General features: G+C 67.6%; 23 protein-coding genes and 1 pseudogene. 14 read left to right on the forward strand and 10 right to left on the reverse strand.

Annotation, left to right across the window (positions count from 1 at the left end; translation table 11 throughout):
• Together G6N46_RS21835 and dmpG are read left to right on the forward strand one after the other, a co-directional pair.
• A complete protein-coding gene (locus G6N46_RS21835) occupies positions 1-906 on the forward strand; it encodes an acetaldehyde dehydrogenase (acetylating) (protein ID WP_138250810.1) in 906 nt (301 codons plus the stop codon).
• A complete protein-coding gene (dmpG, locus tag G6N46_RS21840) occupies positions 903-1967 on the forward strand; it encodes a 4-hydroxy-2-oxovalerate aldolase (RefSeq protein ID WP_138250809.1) in 1065 nt (354 codons plus the stop codon). Before G6N46_RS21835 ends, dmpG begins: the two co-directional genes overlap by 4 nt.
• A 92-nt stretch (positions 1968-2059) precedes the next feature.
• Here the strand turns inward: dmpG and G6N46_RS21845 are convergent, their stop codons facing one another.
• Complete coding sequence (locus tag G6N46_RS21845) at positions 2060-3469, reverse strand: wax ester/triacylglycerol synthase family O-acyltransferase (protein WP_138250808.1); 1410 nt, start codon at positions 3467-3469, stop codon at positions 2060-2062.
• Positions 3470-3645: 176 nt separating this feature from the next.
• Between G6N46_RS21845 and G6N46_RS21850 the strand changes: the two genes are divergently transcribed.
• Genes G6N46_RS21850 through G6N46_RS21870 form a run of 5 tightly spaced genes read left to right on the forward strand, consistent with a single transcriptional unit; the run spans position 3646 to position 8973 of the window.
• Positions 3646-4443, forward strand: a complete 798-nt coding sequence (locus tag G6N46_RS21850; RefSeq protein ID WP_138250807.1) for an SDR family NAD(P)-dependent oxidoreductase — start codon at positions 3646-3648, stop codon at positions 4441-4443.
• A gap of 2 nt (positions 4444-4445) precedes the next feature.
• The gene (locus tag G6N46_RS21855) at positions 4446-5216 is read left to right on the forward strand and encodes a glucose 1-dehydrogenase (RefSeq protein ID WP_138250806.1); all 771 of its coding nucleotides are present in this window, start codon (positions 4446-4448) and stop codon (positions 5214-5216) included.
• A gap of 37 nt (positions 5217-5253) precedes the next feature.
• Complete coding sequence (locus G6N46_RS21860) at positions 5254-6255, forward strand: permease (RefSeq protein WP_138250805.1); 1002 nt, start codon at positions 5254-5256, stop codon at positions 6253-6255.
• Positions 6252-6917 (forward strand): TIGR03943 family putative permease subunit, encoded by a 666-nt coding sequence (locus G6N46_RS21865; protein ID WP_138250804.1) that lies wholly within the window; start codon positions 6252-6254, stop codon positions 6915-6917. Before G6N46_RS21860 ends, G6N46_RS21865 begins: the two co-directional genes overlap by 4 nt.
• The gene (locus tag G6N46_RS21870) at positions 6874-8973 is read left to right on the forward strand and encodes a RecQ family ATP-dependent DNA helicase (protein WP_138250803.1); all 2100 of its coding nucleotides are present in this window, start codon (positions 6874-6876) and stop codon (positions 8971-8973) included. Before G6N46_RS21865 ends, G6N46_RS21870 begins: the two co-directional genes overlap by 44 nt.
• 5 nt (positions 8974-8978) lie before the next feature.
• Here the strand turns inward: G6N46_RS21870 and G6N46_RS21875 are convergent, their stop codons facing one another.
• Positions 8979-9629, reverse strand: coding sequence for a GNAT family N-acetyltransferase (locus tag G6N46_RS21875; protein WP_138250802.1), 651 nt, complete (start codon positions 9627-9629; stop codon positions 8979-8981).
• 165 nt (positions 9630-9794) lie between these two features.
• On the opposite strand from G6N46_RS21875, the gene G6N46_RS21880 reads away from it, so the two are divergent.
• Positions 9795-10325 (forward strand): hemophore-related protein, encoded by a 531-nt coding sequence (locus tag G6N46_RS21880; RefSeq protein ID WP_234880791.1) that lies wholly within the window; start codon positions 9795-9797, stop codon positions 10323-10325.
• A 59-nt stretch (positions 10326-10384) separates the two neighbouring features.
• Here the strand turns inward: G6N46_RS21880 and G6N46_RS21885 are convergent, their stop codons facing one another.
• Positions 10385-11293: an IclR family transcriptional regulator gene (locus G6N46_RS21885; RefSeq protein ID WP_138250801.1), complete on the reverse strand. Its 909-nt coding sequence runs from the start codon at positions 11291-11293 to the stop codon at positions 10385-10387.
• A gap of 196 nt (positions 11294-11489) precedes the next feature.
• Between G6N46_RS21885 and G6N46_RS21890 the strand changes: the two genes are divergently transcribed.
• The 3 genes from G6N46_RS21890 to G6N46_RS21900 are packed head-to-tail and all read left to right on the forward strand — an operon-like array spanning position 11490 to position 14547.
• Positions 11490-12617, forward strand: a complete 1128-nt coding sequence (locus tag G6N46_RS21890; RefSeq protein ID WP_138250800.1) for a hypothetical protein — start codon at positions 11490-11492, stop codon at positions 12615-12617.
• Between the two features lie 2 nt (positions 12618-12619).
• On the forward strand, positions 12620-13402 hold the full coding sequence (locus tag G6N46_RS21895; RefSeq protein WP_138250799.1) for an SDR family oxidoreductase: 783 nt from the start codon (positions 12620-12622) through the stop codon (positions 13400-13402).
• Positions 13399-14547: a sulfotransferase family protein gene (locus G6N46_RS21900; RefSeq protein ID WP_138250798.1), complete on the forward strand. Its 1149-nt coding sequence runs from the start codon at positions 13399-13401 to the stop codon at positions 14545-14547. Before G6N46_RS21895 ends, G6N46_RS21900 begins: the two co-directional genes overlap by 4 nt.
• Positions 14548-14613: 66 nt before the next feature.
• On the opposite strand, the gene G6N46_RS21905 is transcribed toward G6N46_RS21900, so the two are convergent.
• Together G6N46_RS21905 and G6N46_RS21910 are read right to left on the reverse strand one after the other, a co-directional pair.
• The gene (locus tag G6N46_RS21905) at positions 14614-15114 is read right to left on the reverse strand and encodes a hypothetical protein (protein ID WP_138250797.1); all 501 of its coding nucleotides are present in this window, start codon (positions 15112-15114) and stop codon (positions 14614-14616) included.
• Entirely contained in the window at positions 15114-16268 is a 1155-nt protein-coding gene (locus tag G6N46_RS21910; protein WP_138250796.1) for a 3-ketosteroid-9-alpha-monooxygenase, oxygenase component, read from the reverse strand. Before G6N46_RS21910 ends, G6N46_RS21905 begins: the two co-directional genes overlap by 1 nt.
• Before the next feature lie 127 nt (positions 16269-16395).
• Here G6N46_RS21910 and G6N46_RS21915 point away from each other — a divergent pair, with 127 nt between their 5' ends.
• Both G6N46_RS21915 and G6N46_RS21920 read left to right on the forward strand, forming a co-directional pair.
• A complete protein-coding gene (locus tag G6N46_RS21915; protein ID WP_133426449.1) occupies positions 16396-16920 on the forward strand; it encodes a gamma carbonic anhydrase family protein in 525 nt (174 codons plus the stop codon).
• A 56-nt stretch (positions 16921-16976) separates the two neighbouring features.
• Positions 16977-17501 carry a hypothetical protein gene (locus tag G6N46_RS21920; protein WP_138250795.1) on the forward strand — a complete coding sequence of 175 codons (525 nt, stop codon included), beginning with the start codon at positions 16977-16979 and terminating at the stop codon, positions 17499-17501.
• Positions 17502-17552: 51 nt separating this feature from the next.
• On the opposite strand, the gene G6N46_RS21925 is transcribed toward G6N46_RS21920, so the two are convergent.
• From G6N46_RS21925 to G6N46_RS21940, 5 genes and pseudogenes are all read right to left on the reverse strand, one after another.
• Positions 17553-17954, reverse strand: a complete 402-nt coding sequence (locus G6N46_RS21925; protein WP_138250794.1) for a nuclear transport factor 2 family protein — start codon at positions 17952-17954, stop codon at positions 17553-17555.
• A 1-nt stretch (position 17955) separates the two neighbouring features.
• Positions 17956-18054 (reverse strand): annotated as a pseudogene (locus G6N46_RS29115) (LLM class F420-dependent oxidoreductase); the annotation flags it as partial.
• Between the two features lie 48 nt (positions 18055-18102).
• Positions 18103-19275, reverse strand: coding sequence for a thiolase family protein (locus G6N46_RS21930; protein ID WP_138250793.1), 1173 nt, complete (start codon positions 19273-19275; stop codon positions 18103-18105).
• Positions 19275-20339, reverse strand: coding sequence for a thiolase family protein (locus tag G6N46_RS21935; RefSeq protein ID WP_138250792.1), 1065 nt, complete (start codon positions 20337-20339; stop codon positions 19275-19277). The genes G6N46_RS21930 and G6N46_RS21935 overlap by 1 nt, the downstream gene beginning before the upstream one ends.
• A 14-nt stretch (positions 20340-20353) precedes the next feature.
• Positions 20354-21355 (reverse strand): Zn-ribbon domain-containing OB-fold protein, encoded by a 1002-nt coding sequence (locus G6N46_RS21940; RefSeq protein ID WP_138250791.1) that lies wholly within the window; start codon positions 21353-21355, stop codon positions 20354-20356.
• Between the two features lie 58 nt (positions 21356-21413).
• Here G6N46_RS21940 and G6N46_RS21945 point away from each other — a divergent pair, with 58 nt between their 5' ends.
• The gene (locus G6N46_RS21945; protein WP_138250790.1) at positions 21414-22445 is read left to right on the forward strand and encodes an LLM class F420-dependent oxidoreductase; all 1032 of its coding nucleotides are present in this window, start codon (positions 21414-21416) and stop codon (positions 22443-22445) included.
• Positions 22446-22466: the final 21 nt, after the last annotated feature.

The raw sequence follows: 22466 nt of genomic DNA on the forward strand, positions 1-22466 counted from the left end.
ATGCCGTCCAAAGCGAGCGTCGCGATCGTCGGCTCGGGAAACATCAGTACTGACCTGCTGTACAAGCTGCTGCGGTCGGACTGGCTCGAGCCGCGCTGGATGATCGGTATCGACCCGGAGAGCGAGGGCCTGGCCCGCGCCCGCAAGCTGGGTCTGGAGACCAGCGCAGAAGGGGCGGATTGGCTACTGGCCCAGAGCGAGAAGCCGGACTTCATCTTCGAGGCCACCAGCGCCTACGTGCACAAGGCCTACGCGCCGCGGTACGAGGAAGCCGGCATCCGGGCCATCGACCTGACCCCGGCCGCCGTCGGCCCGGGCGTGATCCCGCCGGCCAACCTGCGGGCGCACCTGGATTCGATGAACGTCAACATGGTCACGTGCGGCGGCCAGGCCACCATCCCGATGGTCTACGCGGTGTCCCGCGTTGTCGACGTGCCCTACGCCGAGATCGTGGCGTCGGTGTCGTCGGCGTCGGCCGGCCCCGGCACCCGCGCCAACATCGATGAGTTCACCAAGACCACGAGCGCCGGTGTGCGCGACATCGGTGGGGCCAGGGACGGCAAGGCCATCATCATCCTGAACCCGGCCGATCCGCCAATGATCATGCGCGACACCATCTTCTGCGCCATCCCTGAAGATGCCGACCACGCCGCCATCACGCAGTCGATCAAGGACGTGGCCGCCGAGGTGCAGACCTACGTGCCCGGCTACCGGCTGCTCAACGAGCCGCAGTTCGACGAGCCGTCGATGGTCAACGGCGGCCAGCACGTCGTCAGCATCTTCGTCGAGGTGGAGGGTGCAGGTGACTACCTGCCGCCCTACGCTGGAAATCTGGACATCATGACGGCCGCGGCCACCAAGGTGGGCGAAGAGATCGCCAAGCAGATCGTGGAGGTTAAGGCATGAGCACCGCACTGGAGCCCGGAGACATCTTCTTCGACGCAGCTTGGGACGTCCGGATGACGGACACCTCCCTGCGCGACGGCTCGCACCACAAGCGCCACCAGTTCACCGGTAACGAGGTCCGCGCGATCGTCGGTGCGCTCGACAACGCCGGTGTGCCGGTCATCGAGGTCACGCACGGCGACGGACTCGGCGGTTCGAGCTTCAACTATGGCTTCTCGAAGACGCCGGAGCAGGAACTGATCAAGATCGCGGCAGAGACCGCGAAGACCGCCAAGATCGCGTTCCTGATGCTGCCCGGTGTCGGCACCAAGGAGGACATCAAGGAAGCCCAGGGCAACGGCGGGTCGATCTGCCGCATCGCCACGCACTGCACCGAGGCCGACGTCTCGATCCAGCACTTCGGCCTGGCCCGCGAGCTGGGCCTGGAGACCGTCGGCTTCCTGATGATGAGCCACACCATCTCCCCGGAGAAGCTGGCCGCGCAGGCCCGCATCATGGCCGACGCCGGCTGCCAGTGCATCTACGTGGTGGACTCCGCGGGTGCGCTGGTGCTCGAAGGTGTCGCCGACCGCGTGGGTGCGTTGGTGGCCGAACTCGGCAACGACGCGCAGGTGGGTTTCCACGGGCACGAGAATCTCGGTCTGGGCGTTGCCAATTCGGTCGAGGCCGTGCGCGCGGGTGCCAAGCAGATCGACGGTTCGTGCCGCCGCTTCGGTGCCGGTGCCGGTAACGCGCCGGTCGAGGCGCTCGTCGGCGTGTTCGACAAGATCGGCGTCAAGACCGGCATCGACTTCTTCGACATCGCGGACGCCGCGGAAGAAGTTGTCGCCCCGGCGATGCCGGCCGAGTGCCTGCTGGACCGCAACGCGCTGGTGATGGGCTACGCGGGTGTGTACTCCAGCTTCCTCAAGCACGCGGTGCGCCAGGGTGAGCGCTACGGCGTGCCCGCTCACGAACTGCTGCTCCGCGTCGGCCAGCGCAAGCTGATCGGCGGCCAGGAGGATCAGCTGATCGACATCGCTCTCGAGATCCAGCGCGAGCGGGCCGAGGGTAAGTCCTAGCTCGACGCCTGTGAGTGCTATGCACGGATTTGAGCCAAATTCCGTGCGTAACACTCACATTCGTCAGCCGAGAAGCGTTTTGCGTAGCCGGGTCAGCTGGTGACGGGATCCGCGGCGGTTTCGCAGCGCGCCACCAACTCGGCGAGCGCCGCCGGCAGGCGGTCGGCGATGGCCTGCGGATCGGAAACCTGGTCGGTACAGGTGAGCACACAGATCTGCATGCCGCCCTCGTAGCTCCAGCCGGTGATGTTCATGCCCATCGGGAAGACCAGCGGCCCGGTCGAGATGAGCTTCTCGACCGGTGCACCGCCGAAATACAGCGTCTGCTGCGGGCCGCGCATGTTCGAGGCGATCATGCTGAACATCGGCCGCTTCTTGACCTGCGCCCCGATGGTCGGCAGCACCCGCGAGTACACCTTGAACAGCGGCCAGTACTCCATCCAGTCGTGCTGCAGCCAGGCATCGCGCTCGCTCTGCACCTCACGGGCGGTGGCGGTGTTCGCCGAGATGGTCTTCAACCGCTCGACCGGGTCGGCGATGTTGGTGGCGAGCTCGACGTTCCAGCGCGCCACTTTGTTGCCCCAGCGGTCGCCGTCCTGCGGGCGCATCGACACCGGCACCACGGCCGTCATGGTGTCGTCGCCCACGGGACCGCGGGAGGCCTGGTACTCGCGAAGGACAGTGCTGCACATGGCGAGGAAGACATCGTTGACGCTCACGCCGAACGCCTTCGACACCCGTTTGATCTGGTCCATCTCGACGCCCACGAACGCGAAGCCGCGGCGCGCCGTCAGCGGTTCGTTGAACGGCAGGGCCGGCGGGATGAAGGCCTCAGCGTAGCCGGGCTTGCCCGCCTTCTGCCGGTTCTGGATGGTACGGGTGACCTTGGCCGTGCGCGCCAGGACCTTCGGAAACTTGGTGAGCGACGTGACCTGCTGACGCGCCACCATCGGCAGCCACTCCGCGGTCGGCGGCCGGTGCTCGTCGGGCACGGGCCGGGCCGACGGCTCGGGCAGTCGGTCGGCGGGATCCTGGCTGTAGAACTGCTCGAGCAGGTTCAGCGACGCCATGCCGTCGGCCACCGCGTGGTGGATCTTGAGCACGAGCGCGACGCGGCCATTGGCCAGGCCGTCGATGTACCACAGCTGCCAGGCCGGGCGGTTCCGGTCGAGTGGCTCCTCGAAGAGCTTGGCGATCTCCGCGCCCAGCTCGCGATCGGTTCCGGGCGCAGCGGCCGTGGCGCGCTTCATGTGGTAATTCAGGTCGCCCCGGGCGCGGGTGATCCACCACGGCCGGCCGGCACCGAATCGCGGCGACATCAGCTGCCACTGCATGGGCTCGACGCGGTCGACGAGGCCGGGCAGCGCGGCCCGCACGGCTTCGAAGGTGACGGGCTCGTGGCCCTGTGCCGGATCGAGGACGACGGCCTTGATGGTGTGCTGCGGCTGGACGGCACTTTCCCACGCCAGGAAGCTGTTGTCCTCGCCCGATAAACGTCGCATACATCACTATGAAGCCAAAAATGTGAGCCAGCGGACATGTTGTCTCGGTGATCGGGAACTACCTCTGAATTTCGGCGCGTCCCGCGTTTAGCGTGCTCACCACGAGGTGACTCGGCGTCGCGATGCGGAGCTCGAGGGCTCCGCCGGGACAGCACGATCGTGAATGGAGCAGGGATATGCAACTGAGGAACAGCCGGGTTCTGGTCACCGGTGCCAGCCGTGGCCTGGGCCGCAACATCGCGCAGGCGATGGCCCGCCGCGGCGCCGACGTCGCACTCGTCGCCCGTAACGCCGAGCAGCTCGAAGAGCTGGCGAAAGAGCTGGGCGGCAAGGCATATCCCGCGGACCTGATGGATCCGGCGGCGGTCGAGGAGCTGATCGGCCGCGTCGAAGCCGACGGCCCCGTCGACGTCATCATCAACAACGCCGGTGTGGACCGGGTCGGCCGCTTCTACGAGGCGTCGGCGGCGGACGTGCGAGACCTGTTGCAGGTCAACCTGATTGCTCCGATGGAGCTGTGTCGTCAGGTGATGCCGGGGATGATCGCGCGCGGCCGCGGGCACATCGTCAACGTGTCCTCGATGGGCGCCATCTCCACCGGCCCGGGCGTGACTCTGTACGGCGCGTCCAAGGCCGGCCTCAGCCACTTCACCGCAGGCATCCGTTCCGAGCTGCGCAACAAGCCGGTGGGCACCACGCTGGTGCAGATCGGCGAGGTCAAGACCGACATGATCGACCACATCCGGTCGTTCGGGCCGGCCCGCCGCACCATCGAGCGGTCCCTGAAATTCCGGATGATCCCGCAGGAGCCGCTGGACGCCGACATGGTCGCCGAGGCCATCGCTGATGCCGTCGAGAAGGAGAAGAAGCACGTCATCCTGCCCAAGCGGATCGCGGCGATGGCCTACCTCACCGAGACCCCGCGCCGGGTTTCCGAGCTCATGCTGACCGGCATCGACCAGGACAGCGACTAGTTATGGACCTGATCGGCAAGGTCGCGATCATCACCGGCGCGGCGCGCGGTCAGGGTGAGGCCGAGGCGCGGCTGTTCGCCGAGCGCGGCGCGCAGGTCGTGCTCACCGACGTCCTGGTCGACGAAGGGGAGGCGGTCGCCGCGTCGATCGGCACCGCCGCCCGGTTCCAACGGCATGACGTCGGCAGCGAAACTGATTGGCGCACAACAGTCGAGCTTGCGCTGAGCGAGTTCGGCCGGATCGACGCGCTGGTCAACAACGCCGCGATCTGCACCGTCGAACCGCTGCTGGACCACACCGCCGAGTCGTGGGAACGGCAACTGCGGGTCAACCTGATCGGGCCTTTCCTGGGTACCAAGGCTGTCGTCGAGCCCATGCGAGCGGTCGGCGGCGGCTCGATCATCAATGTGTCCTCGCAGGCCGGTCTGCAGGGCCTGGCCGGCTACAGCGCCTACGGCGCGTCGAAGTGGGGCCTGCGGGGCTTCTCCAAGGTCGCCGCAATCGAGTTGGGCCCCATGGGGATTCGCGTCAATACCGTCTACCCCGGCATGATCGACACCCCGATGGTGGCGCACCTGCCGATCGAACGCGGGCTCGGCGGGCACCCGGGTGCGCCGCTCACGCGCGTCGGCGCGCCCGGGGAGGTCGCCGAGGTGGTGGCGTTCCTGGCGTCGGACGCGTCGTCGTACATGACGGGTGCGGACCTCGCGGTCGACGGCGGCGCGAGCGCGGGCCGGATCCCGGTCGTGCCCACCCGGCCACAAGCGACGTAGCGAGCGACTTGTCAGACTTGCCCGGCAAGATGGGCGCATGGCCGGGGACGAATCCACACTGGCGCCGGTTCGCCGGCGGCGGGCCGGGTCGATGGAACTGTTGCTCATCGCCCTCACCGCACTGGCACTGTCGGGTTCCTGGGTCAGCGGTGTCCTGACCGACCATGCTCGCCTGGCCGCCGCGGCCACGGTGTTCTGCGGTGTCTTCGTGCAGGCCCTGCCGTTCCTGGTGCTGGGCGTCATCGTGAGCGGCCTGGTGGCCGCGTACCTCACGCCGGAGCGACTGGCCCGCCGATTGCCGCGCCGGCCGGCGCTCGCGGTGGCGGTCGCGGGTGTCGGTGGTGCCGCGCTGCCCGGATGCGAATGCGGCTCGGTGCCCGTGGCACGCAGGTTGTTCAGCGGGGAGACGGCCGGGGCCGCCCTGACCTTCATGTTGTCCGCACCGGCGATCAACCCGGTGGTGTTGGTGGCGACGGCGGTCGCCTTCCCCGGCCAGCCGCAGATGGTGGTGGCGCGCTGCGTGGCGTCGCTGGCGACGGCCGTGGTGATGGGGCTGCTGTGGCAGCGCTGGGGCCGCACCGAATGGGTCACCCGCACGCTCCCCGCGCATCACGACGAGGGCGCCTCCCGGTTCACCGTGTTCACCGAGGCGGCCCGCCACGACTTCCTGCAGTCCGCGGCGTATCTGGTGGTCGGCGCCGCAGCGGCCGCGGTGCTGCGCGCGGCCGTGCCGCCGTGGGTGTTCGAGCACGTCGCGGGCAACCTGGTGGTCGGTGTGGTGACCATGGCGCTGCTGGCCGTCGTACTGGCGCTGTGTTCGGAGGCCGACGCGTTCGTCGCGGCGAGCCTGACCATGGTCCCGCTGGTGCCGCGTCTGGTGTTCCTGGTGGTCGGTCCGGCGGTGGACGTCAAGTTGTTCGCGATGCAGGCCGGCGTATTCGGCCGGCCGTTCGCCGTGCGATTCGCACCGGTGACGCTGGTGGTGGCGACGGCATGTGCGACGGTCGTCGGGCTGCTGGTGCTCGAGGGCGCGTCGTGAGCCGGGAAACGCAGAACATCCTGGTGCTGTTGATCGGGCTGAGCACGGGCCTGATCGCGGTCAAGGGCACGTACCTGAATTTCGTGAAGCCGGCGTTGTTCCCGTGGCTGCTGGTGGCGGCGGTCCTGCTGGTGGCGCTCGCCGTGGTGTGCCTGGTGCGGGATCTGCGCCAGGGGCCGCCGGCCGGGCATCACCACCGGGGACTGCTGGCGTGGCTGCTGCTCGTCCCGGTGGCGCTCACCGCGTTCGTCAGCGTGCCGCCGATGAGCGCGGTCGGCGCGGAGACCGTCACCGCGGCGGTGGCGCCGCCCAAGCGGGCGTTCCCGCCGCTGCCGGCCGACGGCGTCGTGCCGCTGCCGGAAGTCGTGCTGCGGGCCGCTGCCGATTCCACGAAAAGCCTTGAGGGACGGACCATCACCGTCACCGGTTTCACCATGGGCGACGATCTGGCCCGGGTCGTGATCGTGTGTTGTGCCGCCGACGCGCAACTGGCCCGCGTTCACCTGACCGGCGCACTCGGTGTGCACCCGAACGACACCTGGCTGAAGGTGCAGGGCAAGGTGATACCCGGGACGTCCAATCCGTCCACGAATTTCGTCCCGACCATGGAAGTGACCAGTGCCGACCCAATACCCAAGCCCCGCAACACCTACGCGTACTGACGCGCAGGCCCTGCTGGAACAGCTCGCCGGCCCGGGCGCGGTGCTGCGTGACGACCAGTGGGTGGCCATCGAGGCCCTGGTCGTCCAGGGCCGCCGGGCGCTCGTCGTGCAGCGCACCGGGTGGGGCAAGTCCGCGGTGTACTTCATCGCCGCCAAGCTGCTGCGGGCCGCCGGCCGCGGCCCGACCGTCATCGTCTCGCCGCTGCTGGCCCTGATGCGCAACCAGGTGGCGGCCGCCGAACGCGCGGGCGTCCGGGCCGCGACCATCAACTCCAGCAATGTCACCGAATGGGACGAGGTGCATCAGCGCGTCGCCTCCGGCGATCTCGACGTGCTGCTCGTGAGTCCGGAGCGCTTGAACAATCCCGACTTTCGTGATGCCGTCCTGCCCGCATTGGCCGCCGATGCCGGGCTGGTCGTGGTCGACGAGGCGCACTGTGTGTCCGACTGGGGGCACGACTTCCGCCCGGATTACCGGCGCATCCGCACCCTGATCGGCGAGTTGGGTGCGGGTATCCCGGTGCTCGCCACCACCGCGACCGCCAATGACCGCGTGGTGCAGGACGTCGCCGCGCAGCTGGGCGTCGGCGGTGGGGACACCCTGGTGCTGCGCGGTGGGCTGGACCGCGAGTCGCTGCGCCTGTCGGTGGTGCACGCCGGGGGGCCGGCGCAACGGGCGGCATGGCTTGCGGCGCATCTGGATTCGCTGCCCGGCTCGGGCATCGTCTACACCCTGACGGTGTCGCAGGCACATGACATCGCCGCGCTCCTGCGCGAGCAGGGGCACACCGTGGCGTCCTACACCGGTTCCACCGAGACCGCCGAGCGTGAACAGCTGGAAGCCGATCTGCTGGGTAACCGGGTCAAGGCGCTCATTGCCACCTCGGCGCTGGGCATGGGGTTCGACAAACCGGACCTGGGCTTCGTCGTGCACCTGGGCGCTCCGTCGTCGCCCATCGCGTACTACCAGCAGGTCGGCCGTGCCGGCCGCGCCACCTCGAGTGCCGAGGTGATCCTGCTGCCGGGCAAGGAGGACGCCGACATCTGGCGGTACTTCGCGTCGGTCGCGTTCCCGTCGGAAGCCCTGGTGCGCAAGGTGATCGGCGAACTCGAACCCGACCGGGCATTGTCCACGGCGGCCCTGGAACCGCTGGTGGACCTGGGCCGGTCGCGGCTCGAGATGGTGCTCAAGGTGCTGGACGTCGACGGCGCGGTGCGCCGCGTCAAGGGCGGTTGGATCAGCACCGGCCAGCCGTGGTCGTACGACGAGGAGCGGTACCGCAATCTGGATGCCGCGCGGCAGCGTGAGCAGCAGGCCATGCTGGACTACCAATCGACGACCGAGTGCCGAATGGTGTTCCTGCGCAGCCAGCTCGACGATCCCGAGCTCGACGGCCAGGGCTGCGGCCGGTGTGACAACTGTGCGGGTGCGCGCTACACCGCCGACGTCGATGTGGAGGCGGCATCGGCGGTGCGTGATCAACTGATGCGGCCGGGTGTCGAGATCGCCCCGCGCAAACAATGGCCGACGGGGCTGGGTTCGTTGGGAATCGGGTTGTCCGGACGCATCTCCGGTGGTGCTGAACCGGGCCGCGTCATCGGGCGCCTCACGGACCTGGGGTGGGGCGCCCGGCTGCGCCAGTTGCTCGACGGGCCCGACGGTGAGGTTCCCGACGCCGTCGTGCAGGCGGCCGTCGCGGTCCTCAAGGCGTGGAACTGGAAAGAGCGTCCGGTGGCCGTGATGGGTCTGGATTCCGAGCGGCATCCTCTGCTGATCGGATCGCTCGTCACCCGACTGGCGGAGCTGGGCCGGCTGCAGAACCTGGGCACGCTGTACTACCGGCCGCAGCGGCGACCCGTGACGGCGGCCAACTCGGCGTATCGGGTTGCGGCGCTGGTGGATTCGTGGGAGGCACCCACGCTGGACGTGACCGGTCCGGTGCTGCTGGTCGACGACCTGGTCGACACCGGCTGGACCATCACCATGGCGACGCAGGTACTGCGCACCGCCGGGGCGCCGGCAGTGCTGCCGTTCGCGATGGCATCGGTCAGCTGAGTGGGCTACGCACGCCGCAGCGCCAATTGGTCGATCACGGCGTCGACGCCGATCAACGCGATGTCGCGGCGCCGCAGCGTTTCCCACTGCGCACGGGTCATGGTGAACTCGAGCATGGTGTCGAAAACCCCGCGCCGCGATTGCCGTGACGAGCCGGTCTGTACGTAGGGCAGTGACCGCGTGACGCCGAGTGATGCCGCGTTGTCATGCCATGCGGCGGTGCGGGCGACATCGGCGTCGAACCCGGCGAAGATCAGCTGCAGCGCGGCCGTGCGCATCTCCCGGCCGAGACCGCGACCCTGATGGCGGCGGCCGAGCCACGAGCCCGTCGACACGGTCCGTCGGGCGGGGAAACCGTCGGCGGTCACCGCACAGACGCCCACGGCCTCGTCTCCGACGATGACGGCCAGCGGCACGTCCCAGTGCTCCGTCGACACCTCGGCGCGGGTCTGCTGGAAGTACGCGACGGTGTTGCGCTCCAGTGCGGGGGAGACCGCATCGGTCCACGGGACCGCGAACGGCATGGTGGCCGGATCGTGGATGCCCTCGGCGGCCAGCCGGGCGAGCTGGTCGGCCAGTTCGTCGGTCACATGGCAGAGCCGCAGAACCGGAGTAATCACCTCCAGTTCCGCCAGGGGCCAGGGCGAAGGGCGCATGCCCCAATACCAACACAGCCGAGCTAATTCACGAAAGCGAATATTCTCGGTCCCGAGCCGGGCTGACCTGCAACTTTGGTCGCTTGTGTAACAGCTCGACGGGGCCGAGCGAAACACACCCAGAGGCCGGGGAAGACGGATGCGGCCAGAACCAAGGAGGATTCCATGACTCGTGCCGTTCCGTTCGGCCGTTCCACCCTCGGCTTCATCGCGCTGGGTGCAGCCTGTGCCGCGATTGTCGTGCCTCGTGCCTCGGCCGACCCCGTGAGCCCGACGGCGCCGACCACGTCGGCCACCGCGTCACCGAGCACCACCGCGACCACCGCCGCGACGCCGACCGCCTCGGCGACGCCCACCACGTCCGCCACGGCGCCGTCGACCACGACGACGACCACCGTCGCCCCGGCCGCGACCGTCGCCGACTGCAGCACCGCGACGCTCGCCAAGACCATCAGCTCGGTCACGCTGCAACTGTCGGACTACTTCGCCGCGCACCCGGATGCCGACAGCTCGCTGCTCGACGCCACCCGTCAGCCGGCGTTCACCGCGATGAGCCAGTTCGACAACTACTTCAAGGAGCACCCGGACCAGGCCGACGCGCTGCGCGGTATCCAGGCTCCGCTGGCCGCGTTCAAGGACCGCTGCGGCCTGCAGGTCGCGCCGACCGACGCGCTGGCCGTCCTCAACGGCGTCTAGTCCTCACCCGCCGAACGTGAGCGAATGCGTTTATCCGACAGAGGATTTCGCGCTCGAGCTCACGTTCGGCCGGGCTGGGAGCCGCCGAGTTGCGCCGTCAGGGTCGCGGCGGCGGCCACCAGCCCGCGCGCTCGCTTGCTGATTTCCGCGTCGGTCAGGGCGTGTCCGATCTGAAGTGACAGCACCATCACCTGGCGTTGGTGGTGGTCGAAGACGGGCGCGGCGATGACGCTGATGTCGTGCTTGGCCCGGCCGCCAGCCGCCGCGCTCGATTCGCTGGGCAGGTACACGCGCTCGCCGATGTCCGAGACCAATTCGCCCAGCAGCACGCGTAATTCGTCGGGCAGGTTGCTCGACATACCGGCCATCATGGCGTACAGCCGCCGGCCGCCCGGTGTCAGCCGCTCCACGAGATAGCCCGATTCGCGGCACTCGGCGATGACGCGTTCCAGCCGCGCACTGTCGGTGCGCAGGGGGATCGTCGGTTCCTTGGCCAGCCAGTCGCGCACCGCGCGCTCATCCCACAGCACGAACATCAGGCCGACCGGCGGCGCGAACGGATAGCTCTGTCCGACCTGTACCGGTTCCGGACTGCCATGCGGGGCAACAAGTTCCAGCAGGGTGATGCGGTCGTCGACGACCGCCGACAATGCCGCCGTGGCGTTGAAGGCCTCCGACAGCCGGCGCAGTTCCGCCCGCGCGGCGGGGCTGATGCGCATGGACTCCTGCGCGGTGTGGCCCAGCGTGATCAACCGCGGGCCCAGTCGATAGGTCTTCTCGGCCGCGTCACGCACCAGATAGCCGGCGTCGGCGAGCGTCGTGACGATGCCCAGGCACGTCGGCTTGCTGAGGTCGAGTCGGCGCGCCAACTCGGACAGCCCGAACTGTTCCTGGGGGTGACTGGCCAGGAAATCCAGCACCGCGACGACGCGGGCGGTGGGCGGCGACGCGCGGCCGGTGTCGGTCATGGCAAGGAATGTACGACATCGGTCCAAATATGGACCGTTCTGTCGTAACGAATGTTGGGAGAGGCCTGAGGTGAAGCCGCAGGTCGAGCGGTACGACTGCACTGCGCGGCATTGACGACGACTGCAACACGTTCTACTCTTCAGTCGGAATATCTACCGATGCGTTCCAATATTGGAACGGAAGGGTGTTGACCGTATGTTCACGCAGTCGTTCGTCGACGCCGTCGCCGAGGCGGAGCGCCTCGTCGCCGCGGCGCCGTTCATCCAAACCGAGGCCGACCTGCTCGAGGGCCTGCAATACCTCGCCGGTTGTATCGCGTCGTGCACGCACGTTGCCTTCGACTTCGACAAGGACCACCCGTTCCTGCACAGCGGCACCGGCCCGTTCGAGAAGATGGGCCTAGACAATCCCGACACCATGTACTTCGGCACCCGCGTGCAGCCGGGCCACGAGTACGTCGTCACCGGACGCCGCGGCACCACCACCGATGTCAGCTTCCAACTGCTCGGCGGCGAGTACACCGACGCCAACGTGCCGGACAGCGAGACGGCGTTCGACGATCGCAAGCTCGACATCGCCGCCGACGGCACGTTCGAATGGCGGTTCACCCCGGCCACGCCGGCGCAGTTGGTGATCCGCGAGGTCTACAACGACTGGTCGGCGCAGCGCGGTACGTTCGCGATCTCCCGCACCGACACCGCGGGCACCGCGCCGGAGCCGCTGACGCGTGAGTTGATCGAGAAGCGTTACGCCGTCGCCGGCAAGCAGCTGGTGCAGCGCGTCAAGACCTGGCTGCAGTTCCCCAAGTGGTTCTACGACAACCTCCCGGTCAACACCCTGACCGCGCCGCGGCTGACCCCCGGTGGCCTGGCCACTCAGTACTCATCCGTCGGGCACTACGACATGACGCCGGACCAGGCCATGGTCATCACGCTGCCGGTGTCGGACGCGCCGTACCTGGGCTTCCAGCTGGGCAGCCTCTGGTACATCTCGCTGGACTACATCAACCACCAGACGTCGCTGAACGGCACTCAGGCACAGGCGGATCCGGACGGCAAGATCCGGATCGTGGTGTCCGAGAACAACCCTGGCGTCACCAACTGGTGCGAGACCCTGGGCCACGCCAAGGGCTACCTGCAGTTCCGCTGGCAGCGGGTGTCCCGCGAGCTGACGGCCGAGGACGGCCCGACGTGCGAGGTCGTCGGCCTCGATGAGGTGGCGTCGAAGTTGCCGTTCTACGAGACCAACAAGATTTCCGAAGAAGATTGGCGCGCACGGATTGCGCTGCGCCAGAGGCTTATTGGCGAGAGGATGGTGGGCTGACCGTGAGCGGACTGCTGACGAGCAAGGTGGTGGTGATCAGCGGCGTCGGGCCTGGGCTCGGGACGACGCTGGCGCGCCGATGCGCGGAGAACGGTGCCGACCTGGTGCTGGTCGCCCGCACGGTGGAGCGACTCGAGGTCGTCGCCAAGGAGGTGACGGAGCTGGGCCGTCGCGCGCTGGTGGTGGGCGCCGACATCACCGACGAGGAGCAGGTCGCCAATGTGGTGGCCCGCACCACGGCGGAGTTCGGCAAGGCAGACGTGTTGATCAACAACGCGTTCCGGGTGCCGTCGATGAAGCCCTTCGCGAACACGACCTTTGAGCACATGCGCGATGCGATCGAGCTGACGGTGTTCGGTGCGCTGCGCATGACCCAGGGCTTCACCCCGGCACTCGAGACCGCCAAAGGTTCTGTGGTGAACGTGAATTCGATGGTCGTTCGGCATTCGCAGGCCAAGTACGGCGCCTACAAAATGGCGAAGTCGGCGCTGCTGGCCATGTCGCAGACCCTTTCGACCGAGCTGGGGGAGAAGGGCATCCGGGTGAACTCCGTGATGCCGGGCTACATCTGGGGCGAAACCCTGGAGGGCTACTTCAGTCACCAGGCCCAGAAGTACGGCACCACCGTCGAGCAGATCTACGCGGCGTCGGCCGCCGGCTCCGACCTCAAGCGGCTGCCGACCGAGGACGAGGTGGCTTCTGCCATCCTGTTCCTGGCCAGCGACCTGTCCAGTGGCATCACCGGCCAGTCGCTCGACGTCAACTGCGGGGAGTACAAGGCATGAGCGCGGTGCGGACAAATGTCGGAACCGTCGAGGACCTGCACGCCTCGGCCATCAAGGCCTGTGGCCTGGACGACTTCGGTGGCGACGACGACAACTACCTGGAAGCTCTTGGCGTGCTGCTGGATTCGTACCAGCGCGAGGCCGACCTGACCGAGCTCGGCAGCAAGATGCAGCGGTTCTTCACCCGCAACGCGCTGGTGGCCCGCCTGGTGTCCAACGCGGCGTTCAAGCAGTACCCGCAGCACGCCGACGTGCCGATCGAGCGGCCCATCTTCGTCACCGGCCTGCCGCGCACCGGCACGACGGTGATCCACCGGTTGCTGACGGCCGACCCGCGGCACCAGGGCCTGGAGATGTGGCTGGCCGAGTTCCCGCAGCCGCGGCCGCCGCGCGAAACCTGGTCGGAAAACCCGGTTTTCAGTGCACTCGACGCCCGGTTCAAGCAGGCTCACGAGGAGAACCCGGACTACACGGGCCTGCACTTCATGACGGCCGACGAGGTCGAGGAATGCTGGCAGTTGCTGCGTCAGTCGCTGCACTCGGTGTCCTACGAGACGCTGGCGCACGTGCCGTCGTACGCCCAGTGGCTGGCGCGGCAGGACTGGACCAAGTCGTACCAGCGGCACCGCAAGAACCTGCAGCTGATCGGACTCAACGAGCCCGAGAAGCGTTGGGTGCTCAAGAATCCCAGCCACCTGTTCGCGCTGGATGCACTGTTCAAGGTGTACCCGGACGCATTGGTGGTGCAATGCCACCGGCCGGCCGAGACCATCATGGCGTCGATGTGTTCGCTCGCGCAGCACACCACGGAGGGTTGGTCGAACACGTTCACCGGCAAGGTGATCGGCGACGACTCGATGGAAACGTGGTCGCGCGGCCTGGAGCTGTTCAATACCGAACGGGCCAAGCATGATCCCAAACAGTTCTGCGATGTCGACTACTTCGAGTTCATCAAGGACCCGGTCGGCGCCGTCGAGGGTATCTACCGCACGTTCGACATCGAGTTCACCGACGCCGCACGCGAGGCCATCACCGAGAGCCACGCCCAGAGCCAGCAGGGTCCGCGCGCACCGAAGCACACCTACTCGCTGTCCGACTACGGGCTGACCGAGGAACAGGTCAAGGAGCGCTTCGCGAACCTGTAATTGCCCGGCAGCTGCGAAAGCCCCCTGAATCAAACGATTCAGGGGGCTTTCGCTGTGGGTATATGCCTAGCCGTCGCCGGGGGAGGGGGCGGTGGAGAACTCCTCCAGGCACCCTTCGGCGACCGCGTGCTTGATGCTGTCAGACATCTTCGGGCAGGAGCGGCTGCGGCTGGGGTCGCCGCCTTCGGCGCGGATCTCGCTGAAATACGCGCAGCGCGCTGTCGCCTCCGAATTCCACTGCACCGCAGTGTGTTCCGGGCCCAGCTTCTTGACCGCCACCGTCGAGTGGCAGAACCGGCAGTCCACCGGAACCAGGCCGGAGGTCAGGTACCGCTCCCGGTCGGCCGCGGTGGCCTCGCGAACCGCGGCCAGGCGCACCGGGTCACCGGCGAAATCCGGGGCCTTGGACCAGGATCCGTTGGCCGGCGAGTTGGAGGCGGGATGCGCGTGGTCGTCATCGTCGCCGTGCCCCATCAGCTGCAGCATCGAACGGGCCAGGCTCTCGGCTTCGTCGGCGGCGCCGACAAATGGGCTCCGAGCCTGGGCCCGTTCGTCGTGCTGGGTCATCAGCTGGACTGCTCTGCGGATTCCTTGGCCTCGGCCTGCAAGCGCAGGTTTTCGGCCACCTCGCCCTGCCACTTCTCGTTGGCGACCGTGGTGTCGATCTCTAGCTCGAAGCGGTCGGTCATGTCCGGGGTGATGTCGGCGACGTCGACGTAGAACTGCTGGTACCAACGGCGCATCTGGTACACCGCGCCGTCTTCCTCGACCAGCAGCGGGTTGTCGATGCGGGTCTTGTGCTTCCAGATTTCGACGTCCTGCAGGAAGCCCTTGCTGACACCGTCGGTCATGGCGTTGGCGAGCTTCTGGGTGGTCTTCTCGTCCATGCCCTTGGGCTTTTCGACGATGACGCCCCACTGCAGCACGAACGCGTCCTGGCTGACCGGGTAGTGGCAGTTGATCAGGATCGACTCGGCCTTGTAGCCGCTGTAGTTGTTGTGCAGCCAGTTGATCATGAACGACGGCCCGAAGTACGAGGCCTCCGAGTCGAGGTGCGCCTCGCCGTACTGGGTGCCCATGCCACCGATGTCCGGCCGGCCCACGTTGTGCAGGTACTGGCTGGCGATGTGGCCCTCGAAGACGTTCTTGAAGTACGTCGGCAGGCCGTAGTGGATGTAGAAGAAGTGCGCCATGTCGGTGACGTTGTCGATGATCTCGCGGCAGTTGCTGCCCTCGATCAGCATCGAGTTCCACTGCCAGTCGGTCCACTCGTCGCTGGCGGCCTCGGGGATTTCCGGGATCCGCACGTCGTCGGTGGGGGCGTTGCCCTCGTGGTCGTGCCAGACGAAGAGGAGGCCGCCCCGGACGTCGGTGTGCCAGGCGCGGGTGCGGGCCAGCCGCGGCGTGCGCTTGGCGTAGGGCACCAGCTGGCACTTGCCGTCGCCGCCCCAGCGCCAGTCGTGGAACGGGCATGCGACCGCGTCACCCTTGATGGTGCCCTGCGACAGATCCCCGCCCATGTGGCGGCAGTAGCCGTCCAGAATCTTCAGGTCGCCCTGCGAGTCTGCGAACACCACCAATTTGGTGCCGAACGCCTCGAACGAGTGCGGCTTGCCGTCCAGGAAGTTCTTCACAGGACCCACGCAGTGCCATCCACGGGCAAAGCGGTCCGGCAGCGCGCCGGTATCGATCTCGCGAACCCCCGCGGTTTCGGTGCTCACCTTGGCCTCCCAATCTGTGCCTAGTAACTAGAACACGTTACAGTTTTTTCTCGGTGCAGCGCAATGCAAGCGTCCCGACCTGCGGTATGTCGCGAGCGCGAGCGAAGCGACGGGGTAGGTTCTGACCATGCCGCTCTACTCCTTCGAGGGCCGAAGCCCGGTCGTCGACCCCACGGCGTTCATCGCCCCCACCGCCGTGTTGATCGGCGATGTTCGCGTCGAGGCCGGGGCGTCGGTGTGGTTCAACGCGGTTCTGCGCGCCGATTACGCGCCGGTCGTCATCCGCAACGGGGCAAACGTGCAGGACGGGTCTGTGCTGCACGCCCCTCCCGGTATCCCGGTGGACATCGGGCCCGGCGCGACCATCGCCCACCTGTGCGTCGTCCACGGCGCCCACGTCGGTGCCGAGGCGCTGATCGCGAACAACAGCACGATTCTCGATGGCGCGGTGATCGGCCGGCGCACGCTCGTCGCAGCCCATTCGCTGGTGGTCGCCGGGACCAAGATCCCCGATGAGGTTCTGGTCGTGGGGTCGCCCGCCAAGATCCGCGGCCCCATCTCCGGAACCGGCGCCGAGACGTGGATCAACACCAATCCGCAGGCCTACCGGGAACTGGCCGAGCGCTACCTGACCGGCCTGGAAGAGCTGTAGCCCCGGATTTCGCCGAAATCTGACATTCCGGCCGAGCTTCGGCCGAGACTGGGCGCATGAAGCTGCCGCTCATCGCCCTGACCGGTGCAGTCGTGGTGCTCACGGCGCCGTTCGCACAGGCCGCGCCGCCACCCAACTTTCCCGACCTCGCGGGCTTCAGCATCGTCACGTCGACCCATCTGGCGACCTACCAGCGCACTGATCAGCAGGTGGTGAAGTTCTCGACACCCGACGGGCTGGCGTGCCTCGTCAGCGCGCTGGGCGGGGTGGCGCCGACCGTGCGGTGCTACGGCCCGGTGCCGGGGACGACGGGTCTGGCCGTCACTGCCGACCCCAACGCCAAGGCGCCCCGCGATTTCGGGGTCGCGCAGGTGCACGCGGCCAACGAGGGCACGATCAGCAACTACCGCGGCGACTATCCGACCGATCTCGCCGGTGCACCGCTACTGGCGCCGGGCGAGAAGGTGACTCTGACGACGATGACGTGCGGTGTGGTTGCCGGCAGCGTCACCGCATGCATCGACACCACCGACGGCGGCCACGGCTTCGTGCTGCAGCCGTCGGGGTCCTGGACTTTCTGACCGGGATTTGTGCACGAAAATCCGCGGTGGCCGCGGATTTTCGTGCACAAATCACGAAGTGCGCGGCGCTTCCCAGAACGCGCGCAGCGCCACCAGCTGCCCGGCTTCGTTGGCGCGGTAGGTGAAGACGCCATGGGTGGTGAAGTCGTGCCCGCCGATGGTGGTCACGATGTTGCCGACGTTGGCCTCCTCGTCGCCGCACTGGTAGGTGGTCTCGAAGTTGAACACGAGACTGTCGGTGGGGGCGATCGCCTTGTCCCAGAAGCCCGAAATGGCTTCCTTGCCTCGGTGCCCCTTGCCCTCGGGATCCAGGAACGACGGCCCGATCGGGTCCTGCACGATGGCGTCGTCGGCGAAGTTGGCCAGCCAGGCGTCCTTGTCGCGGGCGGCAACGGCATCGCGGGAACGCTTGCCGGCCAGGTGCGCGGGATGATTCGGATCGGAAACTGTCATGTCAGTCCTGCCAGCCGGAGTGGATGTGGATGTCGGCGTACCGCTTCAGTGAATCTTTCTTCTTTTCGATGAGGGCGTCAAAGGTCGCGCCGGACCCGACCTACTTCGGTCGGGACCGGCGCGACCCTCACGGCGTACGCCCAGGCAACTACTTGCCCGGCTTGTCGCTCGAGACGACCCACATCGAGTAGTACTGTGCGCCACCGCCGTACGCGTGACCGAGCGCCTTGCGGGCGCCCTCGACCTGGTGGTCACCGGCCTTGCCCATGACCTGGATGGCCGACTCGGCGAACCGGATCATGCCGGACGCGCCGATCGGGTTGGAGCTCAGCACACCGCCGGAGGCGTTGAACGGAATCCTGCCGCCGATGGCGGTCTCGCCGGCCTCGGTCAGCTTCCAGCCCTCACCCTCGGCGGCGAAGCCCAGGTTCTCCAGCCACATCGGCTCGAACCACGAGAACGGCACATAGACCTCGGCGCAGTCGATTTCGTCGATGGGGCTGGTGATGCCGGCGTCGCGCCACAGGGCGGCGGCGGCGTCGCGACCGGCCTGCGGGTTCACCTGGTCGCGGCCCGAGTAGGCCAGTGGTTCGGTCCGCAGTGCGGTGGCGTGGATCCAGGCCACCGGATGGCCCTCGGCGACGCGGGCGTCGGCTACTTCCTCGTTGCCGATCACCAGTGCGGCCGCGCCGTCCGATGACGGGCAGGTCTCGTCGAAACGGATTGGGTCCCAGAGCATCTGGGATGCCATCACCTTCTCGACGGTGATGTCGGGCTGGTGCAGATGGGCCAGTGGGTTCTTGGCGCCGTTGAGCCGGTCCTTGACCGCCACCATGGCGCCGATGTGCTCCGGCGCGCCCGAGCGGCGGATGTATGCGCGCACGTGCGGGGCGAAGTAGCCGCCCGCACCCGCGCCGACGGGCTTGGTGAACGGCACCGGAATGGACAACGCCCACATGGCGTTCGACTCGGACTGCTTCTCCCAGGCCATGGTCAGCACGCGGCGGTACTTGCCGGATTTCACCAGGCTGGCGGCGACGATCGCGGTCGAGCCACCCACCGAACCGGCGGTGTGCACGCGGATCAGTGGCTTGTTGGTGGCGCCGGTGGCGTCGGCCATGAACAGCTCGGGCATCATGACGCCCTCGAAGAAGTCCGGTGCCTTGCCGACGACGACCGCGTCGATGTCGGCCATCGTGCAGCCGGAATCGGCCAGTGCACGGTCGATCGCCTCGCGCACCAGGCCATTCATCGAGACGTCGAGCCGCTTGGCGACGTACTTGGTCTGTCCCGTGCCGAGGACGGCGGCTTTGTTCGCCATTAGTTCTTACCCTCCAGGACGGCAATCAGATTCTGTTGCAGCGCAGGACCACTCGTGGCATGAGCCAGCACGCGGCCCGCAGTGCCGTTGAAGATGTGTTCGGCGGCGAAGCCGATGCGCTCCAGACCCGCCGAGAACATCGGGTTGGCGGCCAGCGCGCCACCGGACGGGTTGATCTTCGTCGACTCACCAAGTCCGATGGCCTCTTTGAGGATCAGCTGCTGGTGGCTGAACGGCGCGTGCAGCTCGGCGATGTCGATCGAACCGGCGTCGCCGCCGGTGGCGACCTGCGCCGAGGCGGCGGTCGAGGGCGACGTCGTCAGGTCGCGGGCACCCAGGATCGGGGTCTCGATGCGGTGCTCGAAACCGGTGATCCAGGCCGGGTTTTCCCGCAGTTCCCGGGCCTTGTCGGCCGACGCCAGCACGATGGCGGCGGCACCGTCGGTGATCGGGGCGATGTCGTGGCGGCGCAGCGGGTCGGCGAAGAACGGCCGCGACAACAGGTCGTCGATGCTGCCGGTGACCTCTTCGCGGTCGGTGCGGCCGCCGGCGGCGAACGCGTCGAGCGCCACCTGAGCCATCTGCTCGGCGGTCCACTTGCCGGCGTCCAGACCGAAGCGGGCCTGCAGACCCGCCATCGACACGGCGTCCGGCCACAGCGGCGCGACGGTGTACGGGTCGGTCTGCAGGGCGAGCACCCGGCGCAGGGTGCCGGCGCTGCCCTTGCCGAAGCCGTAGACCAGCGCGGTATCGACCTCGCCCGTCAGGATCTTGATGTAGGCCTCGTACAGCGCCCAGGCCGCGTCCATCTCGACGTGCGATTCGTTGATCGGCGGGATGGCGCCGATCGAGTCGATCGCCGAGATGAAGGAAAATGCCCGGCCGGCAAGGTAATCCGACGAACCGGAGCACCAGAAGCCGATGTCGGTCTGCTTCAGGCCCAACTCGGTGTACAGCTTCTGGAAGCACGGCATCAGCATCTCGACGCCGTTGGTGGTGCCGTCAGTGCGGCGCACATGCGGGGCATGCGCGAACCCGACGACCGCTACGTCACTGGAAGTCATTGTTGCAGTTCCTTTTACAGGTGGTGCTTGTACGAGTCGTAGTCGGCGTCGGGTTCGCCGGACGGTTTGAAGTGCGAGATGTTGTCGATGCCCAGGCCCCACTCCTCGCGGGGCTTCCACACCGCCTCGACCCGCATGCCCATCCGGACGTCGGCCGCGTCGATCTCGGTGACCAGGTGCAGGAACGGGATGTCGGCGCCGTCGAGCAGCACGTAGGCGGCCACATACGGCGGTTTGATGCGCTGGCCGGCGAACGGGATGTTGATGATCGCGAAGGTGGTGACGGTGCCGCGATCGACCAGCTCGACGAATTCGTCGAGTTCCAGGCCGGTGGCCGGGTCGGCCTCCTTCGGCGGGAACAGCACCGGGCCGGGCTTGCCGTCGCGGCCCACCTTGGTGCGGCCGCCGAGCAGCTTGCCCTCCTGCAGACCACGCAGGAAGGTGCTCTCGGGAAGTGAAGCGGTGTGCTGGATTTCGATGGACGACGGCACGACCAGCATGGTCACCGGGTCGCGGTCATCAGCCGGCAACGGCTCGACAGCATCTTCGCCAGGCACGAAGTAGGCGATGTCGGTGATGGCGCCGACGGGTTCGTCGACCCAGTGCGCACGGACACGGTCACCGGCCTTCAGTGAACCCTCAGGGGCGTCGACGGCGTGCAGCAGCGGAGTGTCGGCGCCGTCGAGCTTGATCAGCGCCCAGGCGAACGGCTTCTGCAGGGGCTGGCCCTCCAGGGGCTCGGGCTGCCAGGTCCACGACACCACGGTGCCGACGCTGGAGACCGGAACCACCTCGGTCAGGGCCTCGTACGTGACAGGGTCATACTCGGCGGGAGGTACGTGTACCCGGCCGTCTGAACCGCGGGTGCCGACGATGCGTCGGCCGCGCAGCGCGGTGAAGAACTGACTCAGGACCGGACCGACTGAACGGGTGTAGTCGAATGACAGTTTCAGCGGAGCCGAAAGGGGCGGCTCATGGCCTGCCATCTGGGCTGGGCTGCTTTGGCTAACGCTCACGGCATCGAGTAGAACAGGTTCTAACAATCGTGGCAAGCACGTTCGGAAAGGCGGCCCCATGAAACTCGGTTTGCAGCTCGGATACTGGGGCGCCAAGCCGCCCACCGATCACGCGACGCTCGTCGCCGCGGCGGAAGAAGCGGGGTTCGACACCGTCTTCACCGCGGAGGCCTGGGGCTCGGATGCCTACACCCCGCTGGCCTGGTGGGGCCGGGAAACCACGCGGATGCGCCTGGGTACGTCGGTCATTCAGATGTCGGCCCGCACGCCCACGGCGTGCGCCATGGCAGCGCTGACGCTCGACCACCTGTCGGGTGGCCGCCACATCCTGGGTCTGGGTGTGTCGGGTCCGCAGGTCGTCGAGGGCTGGTACGGGCAGAAGTTCCCGAAGCCGCTGGCGCGCACCCGCGAGTACATCGACATCCTGCGCAAGGTCTGGGCCCGCGAAGCACCGGTCACCAGCGATGGCCCGCACTACCCCCTGCCGCTCTCGGGTGAGGGCACCACGGGTCTGGGCAAGCCGCTCAAGCCCATCACCCATCCGCTGCGTGCGGACATCCCGGTGATGCTGGGCGCCGAAGGCCCGAAGAACGTCGCGCTGGCCGCCGAGATCGCCGACGGGTGGTTGCCGATCTTCTACTCGCCGCGGATCTCCGGCATGTACAACGAATGGCTCGACGAGGGCTTCGCTCGCGCCGGCGCCCGCCGGACCCGCGAGACGTTCGAAATCTGTGCCACCGCGCAGATCATCGTCACCGACGACCGGCCGATGGTCATGGAGATGATGAAGCCGCACCTGGCGCTCTACATGGGTGGCATGGGTTCGGAGGACACCAACTTCCACGCCGAGGTGTACCGCCGCATGGGCTACTCCGAGGTCGTCGACGACGTCACCAAGCTGTTCCGTAGCGACCGCAAGGACGAGGCGGCCAAGGTCATTCCCGACGAGCTGGTCGACGACTCCGCGATCGTCGGCGACCTCGACTACGTCAAGGAACAGATCAAGGCCTGGGAGGCCTCGGGCGTCACCATGATGGTCGTCGGCGCCAAGTCGGTTGAGCAGATCAACCAGCTGGCTGAATTGGTCTAGTTTCCGCGAGCTGGGGGCACC

It is taken from the genome of Mycolicibacterium phocaicum, assembly GCF_010731115.1.
Lineage (GTDB): Bacteria > Actinomycetota > Actinomycetes > Mycobacteriales > Mycobacteriaceae > Mycobacterium > Mycobacterium phocaicum.

What these genes read in the sequence shown, in the direction of transcription:
- G6N46_RS21835 (WP_138250810.1), top strand. Translation starts at nt 1, where the DNA reads ATGCCGTCCAAAGCGAGCGTCGCGATCGTCGGCTCGGGAAACATCAGT.
- dmpG (WP_138250809.1), top strand. Translation starts at nt 903, where the DNA reads ATGAGCACCGCACTGGAGCCCGGAGACATCTTCTTCGACGCAGCTTGG.
- G6N46_RS21845 (WP_138250808.1), bottom strand. Translation starts at nt 3,469, where the DNA reads ATGCGACGTTTATCGGGCGAGGACAACAGCTTCCTGGCGTGGGAAAGT.
- G6N46_RS21850 (WP_138250807.1), top strand. Translation starts at nt 3,646, where the DNA reads ATGCAACTGAGGAACAGCCGGGTTCTGGTCACCGGTGCCAGCCGTGGC.
- G6N46_RS21855 (WP_138250806.1), top strand. Translation starts at nt 4,446, where the DNA reads ATGGACCTGATCGGCAAGGTCGCGATCATCACCGGCGCGGCGCGCGGT.
- G6N46_RS21860 (WP_138250805.1), top strand. Translation starts at nt 5,254, where the DNA reads ATGGCCGGGGACGAATCCACACTGGCGCCGGTTCGCCGGCGGCGGGCC.
- G6N46_RS21875 (WP_138250802.1), bottom strand. Translation starts at nt 9,629, where the DNA reads ATGCGCCCTTCGCCCTGGCCCCTGGCGGAACTGGAGGTGATTACTCCG.
- G6N46_RS21880 (WP_234880791.1), top strand. Translation starts at nt 9,795, where the DNA reads ATGACTCGTGCCGTTCCGTTCGGCCGTTCCACCCTCGGCTTCATCGCG.
- G6N46_RS21885 (WP_138250801.1), bottom strand. Translation starts at nt 11,293, where the DNA reads ATGACCGACACCGGCCGCGCGTCGCCGCCCACCGCCCGCGTCGTCGCG.
- G6N46_RS21890 (WP_138250800.1), top strand. Translation starts at nt 11,490, where the DNA reads ATGTTCACGCAGTCGTTCGTCGACGCCGTCGCCGAGGCGGAGCGCCTC.
- G6N46_RS21900 (WP_138250798.1), top strand. Translation starts at nt 13,399, where the DNA reads ATGAGCGCGGTGCGGACAAATGTCGGAACCGTCGAGGACCTGCACGCC.
- G6N46_RS21905 (WP_138250797.1), bottom strand. Translation starts at nt 15,114, where the DNA reads ATGACCCAGCACGACGAACGGGCCCAGGCTCGGAGCCCATTTGTCGGC.
- G6N46_RS21915 (WP_133426449.1), top strand. Translation starts at nt 16,396, where the DNA reads ATGCCGCTCTACTCCTTCGAGGGCCGAAGCCCGGTCGTCGACCCCACG.
- G6N46_RS21920 (WP_138250795.1), top strand. Translation starts at nt 16,977, where the DNA reads ATGAAGCTGCCGCTCATCGCCCTGACCGGTGCAGTCGTGGTGCTCACG.
- G6N46_RS21925 (WP_138250794.1), bottom strand. Translation starts at nt 17,954, where the DNA reads ATGACAGTTTCCGATCCGAATCATCCCGCGCACCTGGCCGGCAAGCGT.
- G6N46_RS21930 (WP_138250793.1), bottom strand. Translation starts at nt 19,275, where the DNA reads ATGGCGAACAAAGCCGCCGTCCTCGGCACGGGACAGACCAAGTACGTC.
- G6N46_RS21935 (WP_138250792.1), bottom strand. Translation starts at nt 20,339, where the DNA reads ATGACTTCCAGTGACGTAGCGGTCGTCGGGTTCGCGCATGCCCCGCAT.
- G6N46_RS21945 (WP_138250790.1), top strand. Translation starts at nt 21,414, where the DNA reads ATGAAACTCGGTTTGCAGCTCGGATACTGGGGCGCCAAGCCGCCCACC.